General features: G+C 44.0%; 21 protein-coding genes and 1 tRNA gene. 1 reads left to right on the plus strand and 21 read right to left on the minus strand.

Features of this window, described 5'->3' with window-relative positions; all coding sequences use genetic code 11:
* Positions 1-232: 232 nt before the first annotated feature.
* From secG to JI667_RS17095, 11 genes are all read right to left on the minus strand, one after another.
* Complete coding sequence (gene secG, locus JI667_RS17045; protein ID WP_206857361.1) at positions 233-460, minus strand: preprotein translocase subunit SecG; 228 nt, start codon at positions 458-460, stop codon at positions 233-235.
* Between the two features lie 408 nt (positions 461-868).
* A complete protein-coding gene (gene eno, locus JI667_RS17050; protein WP_206857363.1) occupies positions 869-2,161 on the minus strand; it encodes a phosphopyruvate hydratase in 1,293 nt (430 codons plus the stop codon).
* Positions 2,162-2,174: 13 nt separating this feature from the next.
* Positions 2,175-3,710 (minus strand): 2,3-bisphosphoglycerate-independent phosphoglycerate mutase, encoded by a 1,536-nt coding sequence (gene gpmI / locus JI667_RS17055; RefSeq protein WP_206857366.1) that lies wholly within the window; start codon positions 3,708-3,710, stop codon positions 2,175-2,177.
* Positions 3,703-4,467 (minus strand): triose-phosphate isomerase, encoded by a 765-nt coding sequence (tpiA, locus tag JI667_RS17060; protein WP_206857367.1) that lies wholly within the window; start codon positions 4,465-4,467, stop codon positions 3,703-3,705. The genes gpmI and tpiA overlap by 8 nt, the downstream gene beginning before the upstream one ends.
* A gap of 61 nt (positions 4,468-4,528) precedes the next feature.
* Positions 4,529-5,713 carry a phosphoglycerate kinase gene (locus JI667_RS17065; protein WP_206857368.1) on the minus strand — a complete coding sequence of 395 codons (1,185 nt, stop codon included), beginning with the start codon at positions 5,711-5,713 and terminating at the stop codon, positions 4,529-4,531.
* 182 nt (positions 5,714-5,895) lie between these two features.
* On the minus strand, positions 5,896-6,903 hold the full coding sequence (gene gap, locus JI667_RS17070) for a type I glyceraldehyde-3-phosphate dehydrogenase (RefSeq protein WP_044338275.1): 1,008 nt from the start codon (positions 6,901-6,903) through the stop codon (positions 5,896-5,898).
* A 55-nt stretch (positions 6,904-6,958) separates the two neighbouring features.
* Complete coding sequence (locus JI667_RS17075) at positions 6,959-7,978, minus strand: sugar-binding transcriptional regulator (RefSeq protein ID WP_061809792.1); 1,020 nt, start codon at positions 7,976-7,978, stop codon at positions 6,959-6,961.
* 149 nt (positions 7,979-8,127) lie between these two features.
* The gene (locus JI667_RS17080; RefSeq protein ID WP_206857369.1) at positions 8,128-8,373 is read right to left on the minus strand and encodes a glutaredoxin family protein; all 246 of its coding nucleotides are present in this window, start codon (positions 8,371-8,373) and stop codon (positions 8,128-8,130) included.
* A gap of 167 nt (positions 8,374-8,540) precedes the next feature.
* Positions 8,541-9,881: an RNA polymerase factor sigma-54 gene (gene rpoN / locus JI667_RS17085; protein WP_206857370.1), complete on the minus strand. Its 1,341-nt coding sequence runs from the start codon at positions 9,879-9,881 to the stop codon at positions 8,541-8,543.
* 381 nt (positions 9,882-10,262) lie between these two features.
* Positions 10,263-10,862 carry a 3'-5' exonuclease gene (locus JI667_RS17090; RefSeq protein ID WP_206857371.1) on the minus strand — a complete coding sequence of 200 codons (600 nt, stop codon included), beginning with the start codon at positions 10,860-10,862 and terminating at the stop codon, positions 10,263-10,265.
* A gap of 280 nt (positions 10,863-11,142) precedes the next feature.
* Positions 11,143-11,214, minus strand: a tRNA-Arg gene (locus JI667_RS17095).
* Between the two features lie 420 nt (positions 11,215-11,634).
* Here JI667_RS17095 and clpP point away from each other — a divergent pair.
* Positions 11,635-12,231: an ATP-dependent Clp endopeptidase proteolytic subunit ClpP gene (gene clpP, locus JI667_RS17100; protein ID WP_098352025.1), complete on the plus strand. Its 597-nt coding sequence runs from the start codon at positions 11,635-11,637 to the stop codon at positions 12,229-12,231.
* An 85-nt stretch (positions 12,232-12,316) separates the two neighbouring features.
* Here the strand turns inward: clpP and JI667_RS17105 are convergent, their stop codons facing one another.
* From JI667_RS17105 to rapZ, 10 genes are all read right to left on the minus strand, one after another.
* Positions 12,317-15,196 (minus strand): ATP-binding protein, encoded by a 2,880-nt coding sequence (locus tag JI667_RS17105; RefSeq protein ID WP_211201328.1) that lies wholly within the window; start codon positions 15,194-15,196, stop codon positions 12,317-12,319.
* Positions 15,180-15,554 carry a response regulator transcription factor gene (locus JI667_RS17110; protein WP_206857374.1) on the minus strand — a complete coding sequence of 125 codons (375 nt, stop codon included), beginning with the start codon at positions 15,552-15,554 and terminating at the stop codon, positions 15,180-15,182. Before JI667_RS17110 ends, JI667_RS17105 begins: the two co-directional genes overlap by 17 nt.
* Before the next feature lie 3 nt (positions 15,555-15,557).
* Entirely contained in the window at positions 15,558-18,791 is a 3,234-nt protein-coding gene (locus tag JI667_RS17115; RefSeq protein WP_206857376.1) for a hypothetical protein, read from the minus strand.
* Positions 18,788-20,188, minus strand: coding sequence for a glycosyltransferase family 2 protein (locus JI667_RS17120; RefSeq protein WP_206857378.1), 1,401 nt, complete (start codon positions 20,186-20,188; stop codon positions 18,788-18,790). Before JI667_RS17120 ends, JI667_RS17115 begins: the two co-directional genes overlap by 4 nt.
* Positions 20,185-21,228, minus strand: a complete 1,044-nt coding sequence (locus JI667_RS17125) for a HEAT repeat domain-containing protein (protein ID WP_206857379.1) — start codon at positions 21,226-21,228, stop codon at positions 20,185-20,187. Before JI667_RS17125 ends, JI667_RS17120 begins: the two co-directional genes overlap by 4 nt.
* The gene (locus JI667_RS17130) at positions 21,229-22,830 is read right to left on the minus strand and encodes a GGDEF domain-containing response regulator (protein ID WP_206857385.1); all 1,602 of its coding nucleotides are present in this window, start codon (positions 22,828-22,830) and stop codon (positions 21,229-21,231) included.
* Positions 22,831-23,417: 587 nt separating this feature from the next.
* Positions 23,418-23,675, minus strand: a complete 258-nt coding sequence (locus JI667_RS17135; protein WP_060672665.1) for an HPr family phosphocarrier protein — start codon at positions 23,673-23,675, stop codon at positions 23,418-23,420.
* A 25-nt stretch (positions 23,676-23,700) separates the two neighbouring features.
* Entirely contained in the window at positions 23,701-24,648 is a 948-nt protein-coding gene (gene whiA, locus JI667_RS17140) for a DNA-binding protein WhiA (protein ID WP_206857388.1), read from the minus strand.
* Between the two features lie 61 nt (positions 24,649-24,709).
* Entirely contained in the window at positions 24,710-25,672 is a 963-nt protein-coding gene (locus tag JI667_RS17145; protein ID WP_206857389.1) for a gluconeogenesis factor YvcK family protein, read from the minus strand.
* The gene (rapZ, locus tag JI667_RS17150; RefSeq protein WP_206857390.1) at positions 25,669-26,562 is read right to left on the minus strand and encodes an RNase adapter RapZ; all 894 of its coding nucleotides are present in this window, start codon (positions 26,560-26,562) and stop codon (positions 25,669-25,671) included. The genes JI667_RS17145 and rapZ overlap by 4 nt, the downstream gene beginning before the upstream one ends.
* Positions 26,563-26,593: the final 31 nt, after the last annotated feature.

Here is a 26,593-nt window from a genome sequence, read left to right on the forward strand (position 1 = left end):
TGATTCACAAAAAAATTTTCACAAGAGAATAAAACGGTTGTAAGCACTGGTATAATAACTTTTTCCGAGGGAGTCGAACAACTTCCGCTCCATTCAACTTATAAGCATAAGTTAATAAGGATTAACACTACGTAGTCTATTTATTTATAAACCAATCCTTATGCTTATTTTAAATAAATCTGTCTGTTTAAATAAAAAAACCTGACCTTAATGATCAGGTTTTCAGTCCGTATTAAATAGCTACGATAGCAATGGTTAGTACGAAGAATAGTACCGATAATACGATTGTGATTCTGTGAAGTACTAAGTCAATACCACGTGCTTTTTGTTTCCCGAAAAGTTGTTCTGCACCACCAGAGATGGCCCCTGAAAGTCCAGCACTTTTACCTGACTGAAGTAATACAAGAGCAATAAGTGCAATTGATACGATAATAAGTAAAGTGACTAAAAAAGTGTGCATGAGTCCCACCTCCTGATACGAACATAACATTAGTCTTAGTTTACCATAGGAAAGATGTAGGGGACAAGGTAATATTGTTTGAATTATGTAAAGGTTTGGATTTGAGGAGGCGTATGTCAGTGATTGGTTTTGGTATAAAATGTTAAATGGCTGGATTCCTGGCTATTTCGGCCGGATTTGACGTTAAATCGGCTGGATTTTCTCTTAAACCTGCAGGATTCTCACCAATAACGGCTGGATTTTCGCTAAAACCCGCTGGATTCCTCTCAAAACCAGAAGCTGACACCATCCGGAAGCACTTGAATCAACACCAAAAAGCTGGACACCGATTACATCCCCCTCCACAAATCTCCACAAACCAAAAAAACAGCCCCGTCCAAGGACGGGGCTGATTCTCTTCAATCGTTATTAGCGATTAACGTTATAGAACGTTTTCGCTCCAAGATATTGAGCTGTGTGAGCCAATTGATCTTCGATGCGAAGTAGTTGGTTGTATTTCGCAACACGGTCCGTACGTGACGGGGCACCTGTTTTGATTTGACCAGCGTTTGTTGCAACAGCGATGTCAGCGATTGTGCTGTCTTCTGTTTCACCTGAACGGTGAGAGATGACTGCTGTGTAACCAGCTCGTTTCGCCATTTCGATCGCGTCAAATGTTTCAGTCAGTGTACCGATTTGGTTCACTTTGATCAGGATCGAGTTACCGATACCTTGCTCGATACCTTGTGAAAGCTTAGTCGTGTTTGTAACGAAAAGGTCATCGCCTACTAATTGAACTTTGTTACCGATGCGGTCAGTCAGTAGTTTGAAACCATCCCAGTCGTTTTCGTCAAGACCATCTTCAATTGAGATGATTGGGTATTTGTTGCACATTTCTTCATACCAATCAACCATTTCTGCTGACGTACGAACGACGCCTTCGCCGGAAAGATGATATTTACCGTCTTCTTTGTTGTAGATTTCAGAAGCTGCAACGTCCATTGCAAGAAGAACTTCTTCTCCTGGCTTGTATCCAGCTTTTTCGATTGCTTCGATGATGGTAGAAAGTGCTTCTTCATTGGATTTAAGGTTTGGAGCGAATCCACCTTCGTCACCCACTGCCGTGTTGTAGCCTTTTGATTTAAGAACTGATTTCAGGCTGTGGAAGATTTCAGCACCCATGCGCAGACCTTCTTTGAAAGTAGGAGCTCCTACAGGCATGACCATGAATTCCTGGATGTCTACGTTATTGTCAGCGTGCTCTCCACCATTTACGATGTTCATCATTGGTACTGGAAGCTGCTTCGCGTTGAATCCACCAAGGTATTGGTATAATTCTACTCCGAAGAAGACAGCAGCTGCACGAGCAACAGCCATGGATACACCAAGGATTGCATTGGCACCCAGTTTACCTTTGTTCTCTGTACCGTCAAGAGCGATCATCGCCTGGTCGATGGCAACTTGTTCCGTCACATCATAACCGATGATTTCTTCAGCGATTTCATTGTTTACGTTATCGACTGCTTTTTGTACCCCTTTACCAAGGTAGCGGTCTTTCTCTCCGTCACGAAGTTCTACTGCTTCGTATTCACCAGTTGATGCTCCAGATGGAACAAGTGCGCGTCCGAAAGCACCTGATTGTGTGTAAACTTCTACTTCGATTGTTGGGTTACCGCGTGAATCCAATACTTCACGAGCATATACGTCTGTAATAAATGGCATTTAGAATCTCTCCTTATTTTTTAATTAATGATTTTCCAGTCATTTCGTCTGGTTGCTTGACATTCAATAGATCTAACATTGTCGGGGCAAGATCGCCAAGGATCCCTCCGTCACGAAGCTCCACGCCTTCTTTTGTCACGATGACAGGAACGGGGTTCGTCGTGTGAGCCGTCATAGGCTTGCCATCTTCGGTCAGTACTTCATCTGCATTCCCATGGTCTGCTGTGATGATGGCTGTACCGCCTTTTTCCGTGATGAGGTCGATGATCTTTCCAAGGCATTCGTCCACTGTTTCGATTGCTTTGATCGTCGGCTCAAGCATACCTGAGTGACCGACCATATCAGGGTTTGCAAAGTTCAGGAGTATGGCATCCTGGCGATCTTCACGAATCTCTTCCAGTAAAGCGTCCGTCACTTCATAGGCACTCATTTCAGGCTTCAAGTCATACGTTGCCACTTTAGGAGAATCGATGAGGATCCGTTTTTCACCCGGGAATTCATCTTCACGTCCGCCACTCATAAAGAAGGTGACATGAGGATACTTCTCGGTTTCTGCAATGCGAAGTTGTTTCAGTCCGTTTTGTGAAAGAACTTCACCCAGTGTGTTATCCAGGTTTGTCGGCTTGAACGCAACAAATCCATTAACGGTTTCACTGAATTTGGTTAAGCATACAAAGTGAAGATCTTTCGGGAATTTATCCCCGCGATCGAATGAACGGAAATCTGCATTGGCAAATGTATTCGAAATTTGGATGGCACGGTCAGGACGGAAGTTATAGAAGATAACAGCATCTTCATCTTTGATCGTCGCTACGGGCTCCCCGTTTTCTTTGGTGATAACGGATGGAATGACGAATTCATCGTAGATTCCATTTTCATACGAATCGTTGACCAGTTCGATTGGATCGTGATAGCTTGGGCCCTCACCATATACCATGGCACGGTAGGATTTCTCCACCCGTTCCCAACGCTTATCGCGGTCCATTGAATAGTAACGACCTGAAATCGTCGCAAATTGACCTACACCGATTTCTTTCATTTTCGCCTCTGCGTCTTCAATGTACTTCTTCGCCGTTTGAGGGCCGACGTCTCGACCGTCAAGGAAGGCATGGACATATACATCCTTCATTCCTTCTTCGGCCGCTAAACCAAGAAGGGCATAAAGATGCTCGATATGGCTGTGCACTCCGCCATCCGAAAGCAATCCGAAGATATGAAGATTCGTCCCTTTTTTCTTCGCGTGATTGATGGCATCCAGGAATGTGGTATTCTGTTCGAATTCCCCTTCACGGATGGCCAGGTTCACACGAGTCAAGCTTTGGTACACGATACGTCCTGCACCGATATTCAAGTGACCTACTTCAGAGTTCCCCATTTGACCTTCAGGGAGACCTACCGCTTCTCCACTGGCTGTCAGTTGATTGTGCGGGTACTGGTTCCACAGGCGATCGAAGTTTGGCTTCTTCGCTTGGGCAACAGCGTTCCCTTCTTTCGTGTCACGGCAAGCAAAACCATCTAAGATGATTAATGCAACGGGTGATTTACTCATTGTTACTTGCACCTTCTAACAATTGCAGGAAGCTCTGTGGTTCAAGGCTTGCTCCACCAACAAGGGCACCATCAATATCTGATTGAGCCATGTATTCTTTGATGTTAGCCGGTTTCACGCTGCCGCCGTATTGGATGCGCACTGCTTCAGCAACGGTTTGAGAGAATTCTCCTGCAACCACCTGACGGATGTGGGCACATACTTCGTTCGCGTCTTCTGCTGTAGAAGATTTACCAGTACCGATGGCCCAGATTGGCTCATAAGCAATGACCGTTTGTTTCACTTGATCTTCAGAAAGGCCGGCAAGTGCTTTTTTCACTTGAGTTCCAACAAGATCTTTTGTTTCATTATTTTCACGTTGTTCAAGGGTTTCACCCACACAAACAATTGGTGTTAAACCGTGTTTGAAGGCAGCGAGAGTCTTCTTGTTCACTGACTCATCCGTTTCATTGAACATTTCACGACGTTCTGAGTGTCCAAGGATGACATATTGTACACCTAAGTCGGAAAGGGCAACAGGACTTACTTCTCCTGTGAATGCTCCGTTTTCTTCAAAGTGCATGTTTTGAGCACCTACAGCCACTTTAGAATCTTTTGTCAAGTTCACTAGGCTTTCTAAAAATAGGGCTGGGGAACAAATGACAGAATCCACTACTTCTTGATCCGGTACAAGTCCTTTTACTTCTTCAGTAAAGGATTTAGCTTCTCCAAGCGTTTTGTTCATTTTCCAGTTACCTGCAATAATTGGTTTACGCAATGTACTCATCCTTTCTGGTTTTCAAATCGTTTCAGCAAAATGGTTGGTCTTTGAGAAGCGATTACTTATCGTTAAGAGCGACTACTCCAGGAAGTTCTTTTCCTTCCATGAACTCGAGTGATGCTCCACCACCTGTAGAAATATGATTCATCTTATCAGCATAGCCGAACTTTTCAACGGCTGCTGCAGAGTCACCGCCACCGATAACAGAATATGTATCTGTTGCATCGGCTAACGCCTCCGCTACGGCTTTCGTTCCATTTGCAAATGTTTCTAATTCGAATACACCCATCGGTCCGTTCCAGATCACAAGCTTAGAATCTTTGATTGTATCCTGGAAAAGAGCTCTTGTCTTAGGTCCGATATCAAGTGCTTCCCAATCAGAAGGAATCGAATCGATGTCTACTTCCTTCGTATTTGCATCATTTGAGAAGTCATCAGCAACGACTACATCAACAGGCATAAGGAATTTAACGCCTTTTTCTTCGGCTTTTTTCATGAATTGCTTGGCTAGATCAATTTTATCTTCTTCAAGAAGGGATTTCCCTACTTCATGGCCTTGGGCTTTCACGAATGTGTAAGCAAGTCCTCCGCCGATGATCAGGTTGTCCACTTTATCTAACAGGTTGTCGATGACACCTATTTTGTCTTTTACTTTCGCTCCACCGACGATCGCTGTGAATGGTCGTTCAGGATTGGATAGGGCTTTTCCTAATACGTCAAGCTCTTTCTCCATCAGAAGACCTGCAACAGCCGGAAGGTGCTTCGCCACTCCTTCAGTAGAAGCATGCGCACGGTGAGCAGCACCGAATGCATCGTTCACGTAAAGGTCAGCTAACGCTGCAAATTCTTTCGCAAGCTCAGGGTCATTCTTAGTTTCACCAGGGTAGAAGCGAACGTTTTCCAGTACAAGGACATCGCCTTCAGACATGTCACTGATCTTGGATTGAACAGCGTCACCATATGCTTCATCGGCTTTGGCTACATTTTTCCCAAGAAGTTCGGAAAGTCTTTCAGCCACTGGAATTAAGCGCAGCTCTTCCACCACTTCACCTTTAGGACGGCCTAAGTGACTGGCCAGAATGACTTTTGCTCCGCCTTCCACTAAATACTTAATAGTAGGAAGTGCAGCTTGAATACGGGTTTCATCGGTAATCTTGCCTTCAGACATCGGTACGTTGAAGTCTACACGGCAAAATACGCGTTTCCCTTTTACATCGACATCTTTGATCGACTTTTTGTTCATCGTAAAAGGCCTCCTTTGGTTTTCAATTTCTACATCTTTTTCAAAAAAATAGAAACAACAATAAGAAAAGGGAGAGGGGAATCTTCCCCGCTCCCCTTCATCACATCTTCATTATAGATGGTGGGACAAAATTTATCCATCAATCACCATGCTAATGATGTCAATTTACAAAACTTTATCGATTAAAGTCCTTTAGAAGCGATATAACCTGCTAGGTCTACTACACGGTTAGAGTATCCGCTCTCGTTATCGTACCAAGAGATGACTTTTACCATGTTGTCTTCTAGAACCATTGTAGAAAGTGCATCTATTGTAGAAGAAGCCGGGCTACCGTTGTAGTCAGTTGATACTAAAGGCTCTTCGCTGTAAGCAAGGATTCCTTTAAGATCGCCTTCAGCAGCTTCTTTAAGAGCTGCATTTACATCTTCAGCCGTTACGTTCTTATCAAGTTCAGCAACTAAGTCTACTAGAGAAACGTTTGGAGTTGGAACACGAACCGCTCCACCGTTCAGTTTCCCTTTAAGCTCAGGAAGAACTAGAGATACAGCCTTCGCAGCACCTGTAGTTGTTGGAATCATGTTCTCAGCAGCTGCACGTGCACGACGGTAATCTTTATGTGGTAAGTCTAAGATTTGTTGGTCGTTTGTGTAAGAGTGGATGGTTGTCATCATTCCACGCTTGATTCCGAATTTATCGTTAAGAACTTTCGCGAATGGCGCTAAGCAGTTTGTTGTACAAGATGCGTTAGAGATAACGTCGTGGCTAGCCGCGTCGTATTTATCTTCGTTAACACCCATAACAACTGTGATATCTTCATCAGATGCAGGAGCAGAAATGATGACTTTCTTCGCGCCGGCTTCGATGTGTTTCGCAGCGTCAGCACGCTTTGTGAAACGGCCAGTAGATTCAACAACGATATCTACACCAAGATCTCCCCAACCAAGTTGAGCAGGATCGCGCTCTGCCAATACTTTTACTTTCTTACCGCCAACTACAAGGTAGTCACCGTCAACAGTTACTTTCTCTTGAAGAGTTCCGTGAACTGTATCATATTGTAAAAGGTGAGCAAGCATGTTTGCATCAGTTAAGTCATTAACTGCTACTACCTCTACGTCGTTATTTTTAAGTGCTGCACGGAATACATTACGTCCGATACGTCCAAATCCGTTAATACCAATTTTTGTTGCCATGAATAATTTCCTCCTTTAGATAGTTAAGGATGATTTTTTTATATTTCAAAAGGGCTTACCCTTTTAAAAGCTCTCTCGCTGCTCCTTCATCCGTGATGAGCACGGTCTTGTGTGGAGCACCTTTCATATACGCCCGAATCGCTTTCGCCTTCGAGCTGCCGCCAGCGACGGCGATGACGTTCTCGATGTGACTTAAATCTTCTAATTGCAGGCCGATCGTCGGCACCTTATGTACCACTTCACCTGCTTCGTCAAAATAGTAACCAAATGCTTCCCCGACGGCGTGACCCTCGGTGATTTTCTCAAAATCCTCTTCCGTGGTCTTCCGTCTTTCTGCCATTGTGATAGCATCCCCAATTCCATGGAGAACCATGTTGGCGGATTTGATCAAATTAAGGACCTCTTTGATCATCGGTTCTTTCAAGAAGGACTTATATACTTCTTTACTAACCTGATCCGGCACATATAAAACACGATGACGCGTCCCTGTGTGCTCGGCCATCTTGGCACAGATGGTATTGGCCTGGTTCTTCACATCTTCCCCGATTCCACCCCGAGCAGGAACGAACAAGGTTTCGTCAGAAAAATCAGGTGTCAGCCTTTCTGCTACGGCTGCCATCGTCGAACCTCCAGTCACAGCGATGATAGTATTTCCCTTAAGTCGGCGTTTCATACTAGCAGCTGAAGCACGCCCTAATTCTTCTTTTACCCAAGGTGACTCATCACTATTCCCCGGAACGATTACAATTTCATGAAGATTAAGTAACGATTTTAATTCCTGTTCCATTACGTTGATCCCGGAAATCTCCCTCATCATGCTTTCAAGGTTCTCTAAAAGCTGGATACCATCTTCCGTCATGATCATCCCGGAAGTTTTGATATCAATGAGATCTTGATTATTCAGGAACTCCACTTCACTTCTCAGTACGCGTTCCGTCAGGCCCATATTCTGAGCAAGACTTCTGCGTCCGACAGGCTGCATGAACCGGATGGAACGTAGAATTTGATGCCTTTTTTGCATAATTTCAAGCAGGTCAGGTAATAATCGCTTTTGTATGTCAATTAAAGATTCCATAGTTAAAAGCTCCTTCAAATGAAGTGCGCGGATGCGTTGGACTCATTTGGTCCCACATAGACATATTATGTCCCACTACCTCCAAAAAAAATTCATCCCTGCTTACAAGTTTCATTTTATCAGGGTATGAATCGTAATTCAACTAGAAACTATCGGGTTTTTTCATGTAAACGCTTGCTAAGCGTAAAATAATCAATCTGCCCATACTGAAGGATCTCCCCGTCCATTTCCACGACCGGGATCATCAAACTGAAACGTTCGGTCAGATCATCGCTTTCCTCGATGTCCTTCTCAAGGATTTCAAATCCCAGTTCATCCTGGAGAAGTTTTAAGGTGATTTTTGCGTCTTCGCAAAGCCCGCATTGTGTGCGTGTGTAGAATGTTACTGCGTTCATACTCGTACCTCACTTTATACTATGATGGGTGGATCTTTCCGGTGTCATATTTCCGGTGCCGTTTCCGGTGCCAATTTCCGGTGCCATTTCCGGTGCCAGGCACTTTTTTACCACCTGGTGCCTGGCACCAAACTCACTCTCAGTGCCAGGCACCGACCGAAACCGTACTATTCATACCTCCTCCTCATCGTCGAAGAAACAATTCCCATTTGATCCCGGTACTTGGCGATGGTCCTTCTCGAAACATCATACCCTTTATCCAGTAGGAGATTGACAATCTTCTGGTCTGATAGCGGCTTTTTTTTGTCTTCTTCATCAATCAGCTTTTGGAGCTCATTCTTGACCGTCCGGGCCGAAGCTGCTTCGGAATCTTCGAGACGTACTGATTTAATCGCCGAAGTAAAGAAATACTTCAACTCGAAGATCCCATACGGCGTCTGCATATATTTCCCCTTCACGGCACGGCTGATGGTGGATTCATGAACACCGATTTCATCCGCCACCTGCCTAAGCGTCAGGGGCTGGATGAAAGATGGCCCTTGCAGAAAGAAGTCCTTCTGCTTTTCAGCAAGCATCCTTCCTACCTTCAGGATCGTTTGTTTTCGCTGACGTAAACTTTGCAGCAGCCACTGAAAGTCCTGTTCCTTTTCCTGAAGATAGGACTGGACTTCCTGATCCGGATGATGCTTTAAGAAATCTGTGTACTCTTCATTATATGTGACGTTGACCGTTGTACCATCATGTAAGGATACGGCCACGGTATGTCCGTCGAGCACATTCACAACCAGCTCAGGGGTAATATATTCAGCTATATGCTGTGAATATTTCGATCCTGGTCTTGGGTTGCACTGCCGGATGAAATCGGCCACGTTCTGGATGGCTTTCAGCTCAACCGAAAGATCCTTCGCAATCGCCCTCCATTTCTTTTCGGCGAAAGCTGGAAAATGGTTGTCTACAACCATGGTAACCAGTGAGGGAACTTCTGCTTTCCGCCGCAGTTGAAGGGAAATGCATTCCTGAAGGGATCTCGCCCCTATTCCGGCCGGTTCTAATTCCTGCAGCCTATGAACATAGTTTTCTAGTTGAGCCATTTCCAAACCATGTTTTTGAATAAAGGCGTTTTCATCCATCCTTAAATATCCATTGTCATCCAGGCTGTATATTAACTCTTCCATTACCTTTCGATCTAAGGAAGTAAGCGATTTCATATTTACTTGAACAGATAACGCATCCGCTAGCGTTCTCGTTGGGACGGATACATACTCATACCAATCCACTGTATGTTCATGGCGTCCGGCGCTTCGTTTATAGGTATAAGGTTCTCTTTGAAGAAGGGGATCTTTTTTAGGCGGTTCTAATTGGATAAGGGGATTCTCTAATTGCTTAGCTTCCAGATAAGCATTCAGTTCCATCGTAGAATATTGGAGGATGGTGATGGCTTGAGAAAGTTGCTGTGTCATTTGAAGCTTCAGTTGTTGATTTTGAAAAAGACCTGCTTTCAAATTCATGATTACTAACCTCCCATTTATCTATTCTACAATAAAAATGGTTGTTCGTTAATGGGAATTCGTTGGTAGTTGGTGGGTTTGTACTATATATATGATTTATTCCTTAAAAACTTTACGGAGGGAGTAGTGGTTGATTTCCGCTGCAGGTGCCCGCTTTCCGCGGGGCGGGCGGTGAGCCTCCTCGGCTTCGCCTGTGGGGTCTCACCTGTCCCGCGTTTCCCGAGGGAGTCGAGCACCTTCCGCTCCAATCAACTGTCGTGGTGTGGGTGTTCTCCATCCATCACAACATCATTCTCTTAAATTTTTGTACAATAGAATAAAAAGCTACTAATGAAAAAGACACAGGAGGATGCCTCAATTGAACATCACGATAAAGTTGAGTTATTTAGCTGATTTACTTACTAATGAAGAGCGGTAGATGCCCTCGGATATTTCTCCAGGTGTTATTCGAGTCTTTTTGTAGAGAGAATGAAAGTCCGTAATCTTGTACTGTTCTGCCAGCTTTAGCATTAATTGAGCGCATGCTTTCGCATCATCTGCAGCATGATGGTGGTTATCTAATTGGATTCCAAAATATGTACAAAGAGAGGATAACTGATAGGCAGGAAGACCCTTCACCATTTTTCTGGACAACTGATATGTGCAGAGAAATTGGTTGTATACGGGCTTCATTTCATAACGAGCTAAATTATCCCTCAAAGCGTATCCATCGAAGGAAAGATTATGGGCAATCATCAATTTATTCTCTATTTTGTCCTTGATAGAATGATAGAAAGCATCGAACGTCATCGCGCCTTCAACATCTTGTGGTTCAATCCCATGTATTCTGATATTAAAATGATCAAATTCCTCTTCCGGATCAATCAATTGGTAAATGGAATCAACCATTTCACCATTTTCTACAAATACCATTCCGACTGAGCATATACTGTGTCTTGCACGATTAGCCGTTTCAAAGTCAAAAGCTACAAAATCTTTCATTCTAATCCACCATCCCCGGTTATAGATTGTTCTTCTTTGCTATATCAACGAGTTTCCTCTTCTCCAAATCTTCTCATATAAGGCGAAGTATCTTCTTCCAAAACAAATTTCCACGCATAAGCGTTCTTTTACGTGCTTTGTCTCCTTCATATGTATATGACTCATAATCATATAGGATATTGAACTACACTTCCTCAGAATAGGAACATTATATAACGAAAAAAGGTGCTTCCACAAATTAATAACTTGTAGAAACACCTTCATATCACTCTTTCAACTACGCCCTCGGAGGGAATCGAACCCCCATCTTAAGAACCGGAATCTTACGTGCTATCCGTTGCACCACGAGGGCAAGAAATGAATAACCGTCACGAATATATATTATAAGCCAGAAATTGCTTGTTTGCAATAGATATTATCGTTTATGTCTTTTTTAGCTTCATCATTAATATCATTTAAAAGTGTTGTGGGGATTTCTTTACATAAAAGCTTAAATTCATTCTGGATCTGTTTATCTTTATCTATCCTTAGTTCAGGTTTATTTACCCCTAAACAGAAAAAATGTTCACAGACATCTACCTACTTAAACAACAAACTTCCCAATACACCCCGTTTAAAAAAGGAATGAATGGGTATCATGTAGAAAGGATTTATATACAGGATAATAAAGGAATCGTTTAGTTTGACCTTTATTGACCATGGGTGTATGATAACAATACAAAGTGAATATGTAATTCTACCAAATACAAAGGATTTCTAAGGAGGAACGAGGATGAATTTAATTCCTACAGTAATTGAACAAACAAACCGCGGTGAACGTGCTTATGACATTTATTCACGTTTATTGAAAGACCGTGTCATCATGCTTGGAAGCGGCATTGACGACAATGTGGCGAACTCTATTGTAGCACAGCTGCTATTCCTTGAATCTGAAAACCCGGAGAAGGATATCTCGATCTACATAAACTCTCCTGGCGGAAGCATCACGGCGGGTATGGCCATTTATGATACCATTCAATACATCAAGCCGGATGTACAGACAATCTGTATCGGTATGGCGGCTTCAATGGGTGCGTTCCTTCTTGCAGCTGGTGCAAAAGGCAAACGTTTAGCCCTTCCTAATGCTGAAGTGATGATTCACCAACCACTTGGTGGAGCACAGGGTCAGGCGACAGAAATTGAAATCGCTGCGAAGCGTATTCTATTCCTTCGTGAAAAATTAAATCAAATTCTGGCTGATCGCACCGGTCAACCACTTGAAGTAATTTCAAAAGATACGGATCGCGATAATTTCATGACTGCTGAAAGAGCGCTTGAATATGGATTGATCGATCGTATCATCACACGTAACGATATGAACAATAAGTAAACAGTGAAGAGCCCTTCGATATTCGAAGGGCTCTTTTTCTGTATAAAAGTATTAAGAGGCTTCCAACATTAGAAGCCTCTTTACTTTATTCCTGTCCGGCCTTTTGATCGATAACAGGTATCAGTATCTCACCTTTCATTCCCTTTTTCAATAAGAGATGAAGGATGGTTTTAGATAACCTGCTTGGATGATAAGGTTTGACCAGATAATCGTTGGCTCCCAGGGTGAGACCCTTTTCTTTCTCGTCCAGAGCAGAAGATATGATAATGGGGACATGGGAAAGCGCCTCGTCCGACTTCATCTTCTCTAATACATCCCATCCCGACATGCTTCCTTCAAGCATAATATCCAATACGACAGCATCCGGTCTTTCCTCTTGAATCTTCTTAAGTGCTTCACTCCCGGACGAGCTGTGCTGAACTTTGAAGCCACTGTCTGACAGCTCGGCTTTTAGTAAAGATGCAAGATTGATATCGTCCTCTATAACGATGATATTCATCCCATCACCACCGTGCTCATCCTCTTTGAAGGTTTCAATGGTGACGATCGGCAGGCGGACGGTAAAGACACTTCCCTTTCCTTCTTCTGATGAAACCGTGATATCTCCTTCATGGGTTTCGATGATCTCCTTCACAATGGTGAGACCAAGACCCGTCCCACCAATTCGTCGCTGGTCTGAATTATCGACCCGATAGAATTTGGCGAAGAGGTTTGGTATGGCATCCTGCGGGATACCGAGGCCCTCGTCCCGTATATCGATGAGTATGCTTTCATCCCCTTCACGGAAAAGGACGGTGATGGTCCCCCCCTCAGGAGAATACTTGATGGCATTGCTGATCAGATTGGTGAAGGCCTGGGATAGTTTATCTTTGTCTCCGAGAACGATGGTGCAGTCCGTCTCCCTTGCGATATTGAAGTAATGATGAGGAGCATTTACCTTTTGCGTATCGATCACGTGTTGTACCACCGGGACGATATCTTCAAATTTCTTCTCAAAAGTTTGACGTCCGGATTCCATGCGTTGAACATCCAGGAAGTCGTTGATGAGAGAGGTTAACCTTTTGGCTTCCTGGTAGATCGTCGTTAAGTATTTCTTCGTTCTTTCCGGCTTTAATTCTTTTGTCAGCATCAGTTCTGTAAAACCAAGCACACTTGACAGCGGAGTGCGAAGTTCATGACTGACTGTGCTGACGAACTCGGATTTCATTTGATCGACTTCGAATTCTTTTGTGATATTACGATGAACAAATATCGTCCCGATTTGTTCTTCACCCCGATAGAGAGATTCAGAGTATACCTGGAAGACTTCTTTGCTGTCAGCCAGATGGTAAGTAAGAACATGTTTCCCTGTCTTTCCTTGTTTCACGATGTCTTCGTAATACTCCTCCAATTCTTCTTTATCTTCTACCCGATTGATCAGTGCCTGTTTCCAGGTTTGATAACACACCTGATGAAGATCATCAAAATCACCAGAGATCAAGGCAGATAACTTCGTATTCATTAACAGGGTATTGCCGTCTTTATCGATGAGCTGTATCCCTTCTTGAATATTATTCAGGATGTCCTGTGTTAATTGACGGTTATCCTCGGTTTCTTCAAATAACCTGATTTTTTGTAAAGAGATGGATATTTGTTTTGCAAGGCTTATATATTCATCCAATTCCCTCTCGCTGAAATCATTTCCGAAGCGGCTGAATACCATGATGGCCTCAACAGCGTGGCCGGCAGATAGAACAGGCAAAAATAAGTCATAGGAGTACAGCACTTCTTCATGATACCCTTTCTCTGACGGCGTCATTTCCCTTTTCAGGGAGAAAGGCTCTCTTGAATCGAATAACCGTTGATGGATTCCGTTATAGATATACGTTAAGAACTGTGCCCCCCCGTTTTTTGATATCCCAAACGAAGCGTTGGACTTTTGTTCATCCATCAGGACAATCATGCCCCGGGAAGCCCCCATCACAGAACTCATGCTTTTTACAATGCTTTCCAGTACTTCTTGTTTGTTAAGGGAGCTCGATATTCCATGAATAAATTCGTTTCTGCGCTCCAGCTGGGACTCTCTGTTCTTCGTCATATTCAGAAGATGCTCCAACTCTGATTGCTGGGACTCCAGCTCATCCTGTTGGGCCTGCAGTTCTTCATTCTGAGCCAGGAGGTGTTCTTCCTTCTCCTGAATTTTATAAATCATCTTTTCAAAAGCCCGTGACATCTTACCAATTTCATCTTTTCGTTTATTGTTAAACGTCCATTTCTGGTATGCATCGTTCTCAGCGATTTGTTCGGCCGCAGAAGACACTTGATCGAGAGGCTGACCGATTCGCTTGGCGATCATTCTCATCAATCTCGTCAGGACAAGAAGCATTAGTAAGATAAAGACGATAAAGGCAGTCTGGCTTAAAGACTCTTTGCGATTGACCTCCTCATATGCACTACGCTTACTTTTTTCAATGGAATCTGCATACCCGTTTAACTGGGTTTGAAATGTTTCGATTGTGGCTGTTGCACCGCTGGCCGAGGCCTCTTTTACAGCCTCTATATCCCCCTGTTCGTAACTGTTGATCACTGGCGGGACCAATTTCTTAAAATAAAGGTTGGAAAACTCCTCTGCATCTTTGATGAAAAGTTGATCCTCTGGTTCTGTTTGTAATTCCTTCAACTTAGAAATCGTATCCGCCACTTTTTTCTCTTGGATAAAAATGCTTTCCTTGAACGGCTGCCTTCCAAATGCAAGATACCCTCTTGCATCAAAAAACGCCTTTTGAAAGTCCCTGTACAATTGCTCAGCTACGTCTTCTTTTTGATTTAGCTGAGCACTTTGCACCTTATATGCACTTCCAATGGATTGATCGTACACGTACAAACAGGTTGCCCCAATGATAAATAGGATAATAAAGCCGCTCATCAATCCTATGAATTGATTGCGTAAACTCGTTTGAAAGAAGTCATTAATTCTCTTTATCATTCAATATATCCTCGATCCGCTGCACAAGCTCTGCCGGACTATATGGTTTTGCAATGAAATAGTCAGCACCTGATTTCAATACAAGTTCTTTATCCGACTGCTGGCTCTTCGCAGACACCATCATGATCTTCACGGTGCTTTTATCCGCTGAATTCCTCACCTTTTCAATCACTTCAAGACCTGTAAACAAAGGCATCATATAGTCGAGTAGAATGAGGTCATACTCATTCTCCATGATATGGTCGATCGCTTCCTGTCCATCTGCCGCTTCATCAAGTTCATGCCCTTCGTCTTCCAGTGTATCCACCATCAACATCCTGAGGACTTCTTCATCTTCAGCAATCAGAATTCTCGCCATTTGTTATTCCCCCTCTTTGTCATAAGCTTCTTTCATTTCATAATAGGACTGCTTCAATCTCTCATGGGATGTCGGCTGGTCCCATGTATTCCAGGAGTAAGGATAGAACTCTGCAGGATTTATGAACCCACCCTCATTCGCTGAAGGATATGAAAATACTTTTCTTCCATCGGTTTCATATAAACCAATCTTGATAGACTCAAGGGTAGTCGAGCTTTGCAAACCGTTACCTGACCAGATGTCCCCCATTGCTTCTTTCAGGCTGGGATCCTTTATATTCAGTAGCTGCCATGGTATTCGTATTTCGTATCGCCCTTCCGATGTGTCGACACTGATATCCGTCAGTGAATCATACTTTTCATCTTGGGGGTTTGATGTACCAAACTGGAGAACGCCTGTTTCATATGATTGAAACGGGATGTTTTCCCCTTTAACGTCCAGTGATTTGTTCAATGTCAGCCTGATTGGATGGTACTTCCCGTTATCTTTCACTTTGGCATATTTCTCTTCCTCAATCATGTGGAGGACATGGCCGTAGTGATAATGATGGGTATCATAATAACTGTCGATCCATAAACGGGCTTCCTTTTCTCCAATAATATGGAGGGCAAAGTCCACTCCTTTTGTGGTAACACCCTTCACGCCGGGAATCGTGGATTGGCCCTGGTCCCCGATCGTATCAAACAGCAGATACGAGTCTTTCCCTTCTGCGATTTCGTCTGAATCTATACGTACATAAACAAATCGCTCATCGCTCGTCACGAATAGGCTGTGCCCATCCTTGTCGAAAGCAGGCTTGATTCCATTGAATGTCCAATCCTCAGGTCTTCCGTCCACATGAATCATGCTGGATTTACTTATTCCAGGATCAAAGCTCAACATACCGAACTGCTGTTCATTCGTTTGGGCATTTTGCCAGAACGGGCGTCTGTCCGGATTGTCATAGTCCATCGTATTCCATGTTCGTTTGAACCATTCATCCTGCCAGGCAAAGACCATTCCGCCGGCCATTTTCTCTTCGACGATATCCTCAAATAACTTGCGGTCTAATTCACCTTGCTCTTTTTCGGAATGATTTCCCTGATCCATATCGTAGACGTTTTTATGAGTGAGTCCCCGGGAACCAGGGACACCAAACTCTGCCACCACCAGCGGCATGGAGTGGGCTTTCTTCATATCATGTAAATAGCCGGCATAGTTATTTTTTTCTCCCCGGTGATCGATATAGTCCACATATTTCTCCTCGAAATTCAGAAAATCCGGGTAATACGGATAGATATGATAAGAAGCAAACAATCCTGTTTTCAACTTGTCGGTTTCCTTCATGACGTTCGGGTCCACCGATACCATATCTTCCTTCTCAAGGGGTTCACTCGGATGATCCAACAGATCAGTCGTCACCCAGTTCGTAAAGCTGACCGGTCTTTGCCAATGATATGTGTCGGTTTCATACTTGATTCCTTCATTCATTCTTTCCGACAGCCATATTTCAAATGGCTTCGCCTTTTCGGTTTCAATGTATTCTCCTTTAAAGTCTTCCAGTCCTTTATGCTTTTCATTTGTTGCAAGGACCACTTCAGGATCCCACTCGACCCCAAAGATCCAGCCAAGGACGTAAGGGGATATATCATACTTATATGAACCCGATGCGTGCCCTTTCCGCTCAGGTATTTCAGCGTTTCCATGGACCAGATCGATGGTCTTCTTGATTTCTGCAGAAAATTCGTCGTTGTTTTCCTTCGCAAAGGCATCTTCAGACCGTAAGAAAATCTCTTCATTGACCCAAACCCCGTGGAATAAATACAGCGGCTCTTCCGCCATCTGATTATACTCGTAAAAGGCTTCATAAAATTCGGGAGGATGGATGGTATAGATCCGGAGCGCGTTGGCATTCATGGCTCCCATCTGTTTGAACCACCTCATGTATTCCTCTTTTGAAATGGCTGTTTCCCCTGGGAATGATCCAGGTCTGGCAATGCCCATATTCACCCCTTTAATAAGGAGATCTTCCCACTTACCGTCCTTCTTCACCTGAATGTAGTCTCTGCCTGTTTTTCCAGGGAGCTTAAGACCAGATTCTTCGGTGGTTTCAACAGTATCCATCTCCTTTTGTTCACCACCCTTTTGGATGTCCTCAAGGATTGCCCTCATCATGGGTGCATAGGCCTTCCAGTAAAATTGGGATGTATCATCGGGTTTTGATGATCCCGTCCATTTTCTCCAAGAAGAAAATCCGACGGTTTGATAAAGGTCCGGCACATCTGCCTGATCCGCATAATCCCCGCTGAAGTAGTACGTGTCGTATTGACGGTTCTGCCCGTGGACAACGGCAGGGAATGTTATCGGCAAATTTAAGGCTTTCAAGGTGTCCTTCCCGCTCTTCGACAAAGATAGCGTGTAGTTGGCCATAACCTCTTCAGGGTCGATGGCTTCCACGATATCAAACCAATAGGAGTAAGGGGTGCTGATTTTTTCACCGATTACCTTTTCTCCATTAGGAGTAGTGGAAAAAACCACCCCTTTCTTTCCAATGTCTTTCTTATCCAGTACGACCAGTTGATCATTTTCGTCCACCAGGACATAACCAGGGCCTTTGAAATTGTAGGTCTCATCATACTGCTTCTCGTAGTTATCCCTCACCCATTGAGGCACTTCGCTGTTTTCAAGTTTCGGGAAGTACCTTCCAATCCATCCGGACCACTCCAGATTGAAAAGGGAATAAAATTTCTTGCGCGTAACTTCCTCCGTAGGCTGTGCCATGGAATTGAATTCGGCGATCAATGTTTTTCCATCCTTCGTCGCCATATCGTTCAGGGCATCCATATCCTGATCGGTCAATCCTCCGTATAACTTAGAAGATCGCTTGCCTGATACATTTTTATTATGGAACTCTTCTTCATACACCCCATACGTATCGGCTATGTAGACCGCATCATACTTGTCAGTGGATGAAGGAATATGTTTAATATCGAATGTTTTGTCCTTTTTCGGAACAAAACCTATATAGTCTTTCTTCAATTCATACCGTTTCCCATTTGTTTGAACATATTTCTGCTGATTCAGGAGCCACATAAGTCCTTTATGTTCACGGTATGTGGTATTAGGTACCGTCTTATCTATGATCAACAGATCCAGTTTCTTCTCGTCCTTCACCTGCCACAGCCAGAAAGGGGCAGAAATCAGCAGGACGATGGCTGCAATGAACAAGACAAATGAATAAGATTTCAACTTTGTCATTTTGAAACTCCTTTTCTCGCCATTTCTCCCCAGCCTCTTTTTTTACGGATCACATCGAGGATCCCCTCACACCGCCAGAGAACGGTCAATGGACGATACCATAGCGTCTCGGTTAATGAATAGGCAAAAAGCCGTCCGATATCGGATGCTTTCGGGAACTTTCTGACGGACCATTCTTCCAGGAGGACGGCTGCCATGGACAATACCGACCCATAAAGGATGGATAACAAGAATAATAGAATGGCAAACTCGAGATAAACGCCGCCAAGAAAGATGGATAGAATCATGATGACGTATCCCATCAATTCAACGACCGGACCAAGGAATTCAATGATTAAAAAATACGGCATGGAAATCATTCCGATTGAACCATATTTCGGGTTGAATATGAGCTTACGGTGGATCCAGAGGCTTTCAAATAGTCCCCGGTGCCATCTGCTCCGTTGACGGCGCAGGTATTTCAGGGATTCAGGTGCTTCCGTCCAGCTTACGGGATCGGGAACATAAACGATTTTTTTATCCGCTTTTTGTTCCTTCACATACCGGTGAAGCCTGACAACAAGCTCCATGTCTTCCCCCACGGTATGGGAGTAGCCACCGGCATCGACGACCCAGCGTTTCGAGAAGACACCGAATGCCCCGGAAACAATCAGCAGCAAGTTGTGCCTGCTCAAGCCGATTCTACCCATCAAAAATGCCCTTAAGTATTCAATCACCTGCATGACGACAAGAGGGGACCGGGACAGACCTACTTTCACAATTTCCCCGCTTTCTATATCACAGCCGTTGGCAATCCGGATACTCCCGCCTGACGCAATGACTTCCCCGTCGGATTCGACGATCGGTTTCATCACTTTCAGGAATGCGGTACGTTCCAACACCGAGTCGCCGTCAATGGAGCAGAAATAAGGAAAGTTTGAAACATTAATGCCGGCATTCAACGCATCTGCCTTTCCTCCGTTTTCCTTATCGATGACCAGTAAATTTTTATATAGCTTTGATTGATACACGCCTCTCACCGGCTGTGTGTTCAACTGCTGACGGATTACCCATTTGATTTTAACCAATTGGAACGTTTCAATGAGTTTCTCCAGGGAATCATCGGTGGAACCGTCGTTGATGATGATGATTTCGTATTCAGGGTATTCGATGCTAAGGAGTGACCTCACCGTTGCCATGATCCCTACTGATTCATTGTAAGCAGGGACCAATATGGACACCGGCTTGGTTTGGTGCAGATGCATAAGCTCTTCGTACGGTTCCCATTCATCAAGGCCATAGGTCTTCCTTAATTGAAACAGCGAAATGATGAGGAGAATCGTATAAAAAGAGACAACCAGAATCATATAAATAAGAACGAACCATCCTATGACCATCATGATATTCCCCATATTCATGAAACCGCCCCCCTTTCAAGCCATTGGGTTGCCATATCCCTTGCATATTCATCCTCGGCATGGACAGCGATGTCCCCTAAGATTCCTTTACCCTTCTCAACACGAAGGAGGGATTGAGCTGCCTGGGACCTGACATAAAAGGACGGATCGCTCATAAGCTCCTGTAGATACGGGGTCAATTCCGGGGAACGGATATACTCGCATGCTTTAATGGCCATCAACCGTTCCTGCCACGATTCAGCTCGTAAGTGAACAGAAAGTTCCGGTATATCAAGATAATATTCCATCCCCACCACGGCCTTCAACGCACGGACCCTCAGCTCAGTGGAGTCCTCTGTCAACAACCGCTGCAGGAAAGGGATATGCTCCATCCTATTCTTCACCCCAATCGAATCGATAAGGGCATACTTCATCACTTCGGGAAGTTCGTCAAAGGCGTGGATCAATGGTTGAAACTGGTCACCCCCAAATGACTGAAACAGCAAACTGTACTCAAATTCCGTTAACTCATGCAATGTGTCTGTCAATCGTGATAACAGATCCCGATCGTCAAAAAGCACATCGATTTTCAATAACTGAATCTCTTCCGATTTACTTATGGATGCAGCTTCCCTTAGTTCTCTCAACGGCTCTCTCATACTTCGCATTTTAAAATCCTGTATCCAATAAAGAGCATTCATTCGGATACTCCATCTTCTGTGCCTTAGCTGAGACAGAATGAACGGCTGGAGATGGTCTTCTGCAAATTCTTGTAACCTTTCTAGTATGTCCGGTGAGGAAAGAACTTTTGAAAAGCTTGCCAACAGCTCCACCAGCGCCCGGGTCTGCAGGGGGGAACTGTTCAGAAATCTCTCATCCTCGACACCTTCATGTAAAAATTGAAAAAGGGCTAATTGATACTCTTCTTTATATTTCTCAATCTTCGCCCGATTCTTGTTATCCATCATCTTCTTTATCATTAAATACAGGCAAAGGCCTGTTAACACAACCAGCAAACCAAAGAGCACAATAGAAAAATAAAAAATCTCTTCTGAAAACAATTACCTCATCCTTCTCAGCATTTGACCTAAACGGGCTTCGAGCTCTAATAATTTAAAAGGCTTTGTCATATAATCATCCGCACCTAAAAGAAGGGATCTTGAAATGTCCTTCTCACTCTTCCTCGACGTCAACATAAGCACCTTGTACCGATCAGAATCACTCCTTGAACGGATGCGTTCCAATACTTCAAGGCCATCCATCTTCGGCATCACCCCATCTAAAATGACGAGACAAGGGTGTGAGACATGCCAGTCGGACTCCACAAACGCAGCTCCATCATTGAATGTCTGGATGTCATACTGAATATGAGTATCTCCCGGCAGCTTCGATACGATATCCTTCATCACTGTCCGGATGATCGGATCATCATCCACAATGGCAATCTTGATCGTTTTATGAGGGGTATTATCACTTGATTTCCGATCGATCTTTACGTTGTTCCTGCCGCTTCCCTTCGCCTCGTAAAGGGCATGATCCGCAAGCTTAAGCCACGTATCAAAGGGCTTGGTAGGATCAGCGATTTCCGCGACTCCTGCAGAGAAAGAACAGGAAAAGTCCTCTTCTGCCTGAAACAGAACGTGATTGAACCCTTTACGTATATCATCGACCAATGCATACGCTTCTTTTACAGATGTATGAGGGAAAATGATGACGAATTCTTCTCCTCCAAAGCGGAAGACCGTATCCTGGATTCTCGTTTCCGACTTCAGGTGTGAAGCGAATTTCTTCAGCACCAGGTCCCCGACCAGATGTCCATACCGATCGTTCACTCCCTTGAAATGATCCAAATCCAGAACAGCGACACAATAAGAGTCCCCTCTTCGTGCCCAATCACTTTGAAGTTGGGCATACGCCTGCCCAAGATATTTACGGTTATACACCAGTGTAAGTTCATCAATCAGCACAAGCTCTTCCATCTGTTTCTTTCTCTCCATCTGCCTTTTCACACGTACAATGAATTCTTCCAGGTCAAAGGGCTTGGCAATAAAATCATCCGCGCCCATCTGATAGCTTTTCATACGGACCTCTTTACTGTTTTCCGCACTCACCATGACCGTAGGGATGAACTGCTGCTTCAGCTTCTTCTTGAAAAAGTCCAGAACTTCGAATCCATTCGTCCCATCCATATAGATATCGATGATGGCACAATCCGGTTTGACGTCGTAATAGGACATAACCGCCTTATCAGGATTGGCGATGGGTACGACATACCAGCCTATTTTCTCAAGCTCTTCCTTCATATACATTAGGAAGGAGGTGTCATCATCAATGAGTAACAAGACAGGCTCTTCGCCGGTCCTTGTTTGCTTTCCCGGAAATACCTCTGTGGACTCTTCCTCATATTGATAACAGAATTGAATGATATCAAACAGCTCTTCCTTCACGTCTGTAATCGTCCATATCCGTTCTTCCTTTTCTTCATACTGACCCATCAATTCCCGTGCCCGGTCCCCGATTTTATGTAACCCAAGCACAGAGGCTGATCCAGCCATGGAATGGATGAACCGGTATACTTCTTCATGAGGGATGGAGATCGCGGCCTCCCACTCTTGTAATTTTTTTCGTACGTTATTAAAAAAATGCTTTGTGTATTTTTCCATTCGGCATCGTCTTCCTTTATCGTAAACTTCTATCTTTACCAAATTGTCCGTTAGCAGGGTAATGGATGTACTCCAAACTTATTTCATTATACTCTCGTATTCTTTAGTTTAATAGGTGGGCACTGGAAATATTATGTGTCTTTTTCTTCATTTATCCTGAAAAGTACAATGTATCAGAAAAATGCAAAGACATCCAATAACGATGTGAAATAATTGGAAAAAAGGTTCGAATGGATTAGTTGATTATTTTTTAATTTTTGTCATATGTATGTACAAGCTAAATGAGAATTTTCTCGAAAATTGGACCGTTCCTTTCCGCTACAGGTACTTGCTTTCCTCTATTCCCTCAGGAGTCAAGTACCTTCCGCTCCAATCCACTCTGTGTCTACCCTCTGAATATTATAAAAATAATGAAAAAGAGATAGTCGATTCTAATGTATGCACCTCAAAATTCTTATTCTATGACCTATTTTTGAATCAGAATATTTCAAAATACCTCTTTACGAATGAATACACTTAGGTTGTATAGCAACATACAAAAAAACCGATGACCACTCCCCGGTCATCGGCTTTTTGTGAAGTTGATGTTATGCTTCTTTTTGGACGAATCCTTCGAGGGCTACGAGGGCTTCTTCTTCGTCGCTTCCGTCTGCTACTAATGTGATGGCAGAGCCGGTGGAGATGGCCAGGCTCATTAGGCCCATGATGCTTTTCGCATTGACCTTCTTCCCATCCTTTTCTAAGAAGATTTCGGATGAGAAACGGTTTGCCTCCTGTACGAATAATGCTGCCGGCCTTGCTTGAAGACCTGTCTTCAATTTCACTTCCACTTGTTTTTCCACCATGATCATTTCTCCCCTTTGTCCTTAATTAGGTATTCAGCTTTTCTCCTGCTCTTAACTTCTCTGCAAGCTGATCGATTTTCCGTAAGCGGTGATTAATACCTGATTTACTAATGGTTCCGCCTGACACCATTTCCCCAAGTTCTTTCAATGTAACATCTTGATAATTCACACGCAGCTCGGCGATTTCCCTTAATTTATCGGGTAAAACCTGTAATCCTACATGTTTTTCGATAAACTTGATATTCTCAACCTGCCTTAAAGCTGCACCAATGGTTTTATTCAAGTTAGCCGTCTCACAATTCACCAGACGATTGACGGAATTTCTCATATCCCGGACAATCCGGACATCCTCGAATCGAAGGAGAGCATTATGAGCACCTATGATATTCAGGAATTCCGTGATTTTCTCTGCTTCTTTCAAATACGTAATAAATCCCTTTTTCCTTTCAAGGGTCTTACTGTTCAACCCGAAGGAATTCATGAGCTCGGACAACGCCTCGTTGTGTTCTGAATAGAGTGAAAAAATTTCTAAATGATACGATGAGGTTTCCGGATTGTTGACCGAACCTCCTGCAAGGAACGCTCCCCTTAAATACGAGCGCCTGCAGCATTTCTTCTTGATCAGGTCTTCGGATATATTATGAATAAAGGTGAAATGTTCACCCAGTATTTTCAAGTCCTCGAGGATCATCTTTGTATCTTCTTTGATTCGTACAATATAGACATTGTTCTTCTTCAGCCGCATCTTTTTTCGTACCAGAAGCTCTACCGGGGTGTCGTACCCTTTTTTGATCAATGTATAGATTCTTCTGGCAATGGCGGCATTTTCAGTTTGAATATTGACCACGAGCATTTGATTCGAGAAGGACAATGAACCATTCATTCGAATCAATGCGGACAGCTCTGCACTCGCACAGCAATCCTTCACTTCAATATTAGTCAGCTCTTTTTTTGTTTCGGACGCAAACGACATCCCCATCACCTCCTAGCAAACGCTTGCACAACCTTATACACAAGAAATTTTTGTTACTGTGTCAGATTGTTGATTCTTTCAGATAAGAATAAATGATATCCGCGACCTTCTCTGTATTATGACGAACAAGATGGTTGTCATAAGAGAGAATTTCTTCCGCGATCACTTCCAGCCCCATAGACATCAATTTATCCACATCAAAGTGGACGGGACTCGCCTGTTCTTCATCATATCGGGCCTGCACCTCTTCAGGTACCTGCTTTTTATTCACCAGGATATAATCGATGCTCGGCGTCTCCAGATGATCATACAATGCTTTAACGTGGTCGCTTGCGGAATAATCCAGTGTTTCCCCTGCCTGTGTCATGATGTTGCAGATATACATTTTCTTCGCTTCCGCTCTGCATACTGCTTCACCAATCCCGGGGACAAGTAGATTCGGTAATATACTAGTATAAAGGCTTCCCGGTCCCATCACAATTAGATCGGCTTCCTTGATGGCTCGCAGGGTTTCGCCTAATGCCTTTATGCTGTCCGGCTTCAGGAAGACACGCTTGATCTTCTTCCCGGCTTTAGGGATGGCGGACTCTCCCGTCACAATCGTCCCATCCTCCATTTCCGCTTTAAGGATGACACTCTGATTCGCCGACGGGAGAACCTTCCCCTTCACATTCAATACCCTGCTCATTTCCTGGATCGCGTGGACAAAGTCTCCTGTTATAGAAGCGAGGGCCGCGATGATAAGGTTCCCCAGGGCATGACCGGAAAGCTCATTCGTCGTTTCAAAGCGGTGCTGAAACATTTGTTCAACCAGTGGCTCTACTTCTGAAAGAGCAGCCAGGACATTCCGTATATCTCCCGGAGGCGGAATATCCAAACTGTCCCGCAAACGGCCGGAACTGCCTCCATCATCAGCAACGGTGACAATAGCCGATATGTCAATCGGGTGTCGTTTTAATCCCCTGAGCAGGACCGGCAAGCCGGTTCCTCCCCCGATCACGACGACCTTTGGTGTATGTGTCATGTTGTTAGACCCTTTCTCTTCTGAATGTCTCGATGAGAAATTTTTGTTTGATAGTCTTTTCCAAAATGATGTCCAAGATACTCTGCAAGCGCAACCGAACGATGTTGCCCGCCTGTGCATCCAATCGCCACGACAAGCTGGCTCTTGCCTTCCCGCTTGTATTGGGGAAGCATGAACGACAGTAGATCGGTTACCTTTTCGATGAATTTATTCGTCTCATTCCATTTCAACACATAGGTGGACACTTCTTCATCCAATCCCGTTTTCGGTCTCATATGATCGATATAATGAGGGTTTGGGAGGAAGCGTACATCAAACACCAGATCGGCATCGATGGGGAGACCGTGCTTAAAACCGAATGATACGACGTTCACCGTGAAAATCGTCTTCTTGTTCACCGAGAATTCAGTTAGAATCTTTTCCCGAAGCTCACGCGGCTTCATCGTTGATGTTGTATAAATTAATTGAGCACGACCTTTTAATTCCTCAAGCAGCTCTCTCTCCTGACGGATTCCTTCAAGGGGTAAACCTGAAGGCGCCAGAGGATGGGAACGGCGCGTTTCCTTATATCGTCTGACAAGGGAAGCATCATCTGCGTCCAAATAAAGGATCTGCGGTGAGACCCATGAGGTTTCCGCCAATTCGTCCAATGCTTTGAATAAATGATCAAAGAATTCCCTTCCCCTCAAGTCCATGACGAGGGCGACCTTATTCATTTTATTACCGGACTCTTTCATCAGTTCCAAAAACTTTGGCAGAAGAGTGGGTGGCAGATTGTCCACACAGAAGAACCCTAAATCCTCAAAGCTCTGAATCGCTACGGTTTTGCCGGCTCCGGACATCCCTGTTATGATGACCAATTGAACCTCGTTTGTAGAACCTGTACTCATACTCTTCCCCCACCTTTATCATAATGTTCTA

The sequence above is a fragment of the Bacillus sp. NTK074B genome (genome assembly GCF_017303375.1).
GTDB lineage: Bacteria > Bacillota > Bacilli > Bacillales > Bacillaceae_B > Rossellomorea.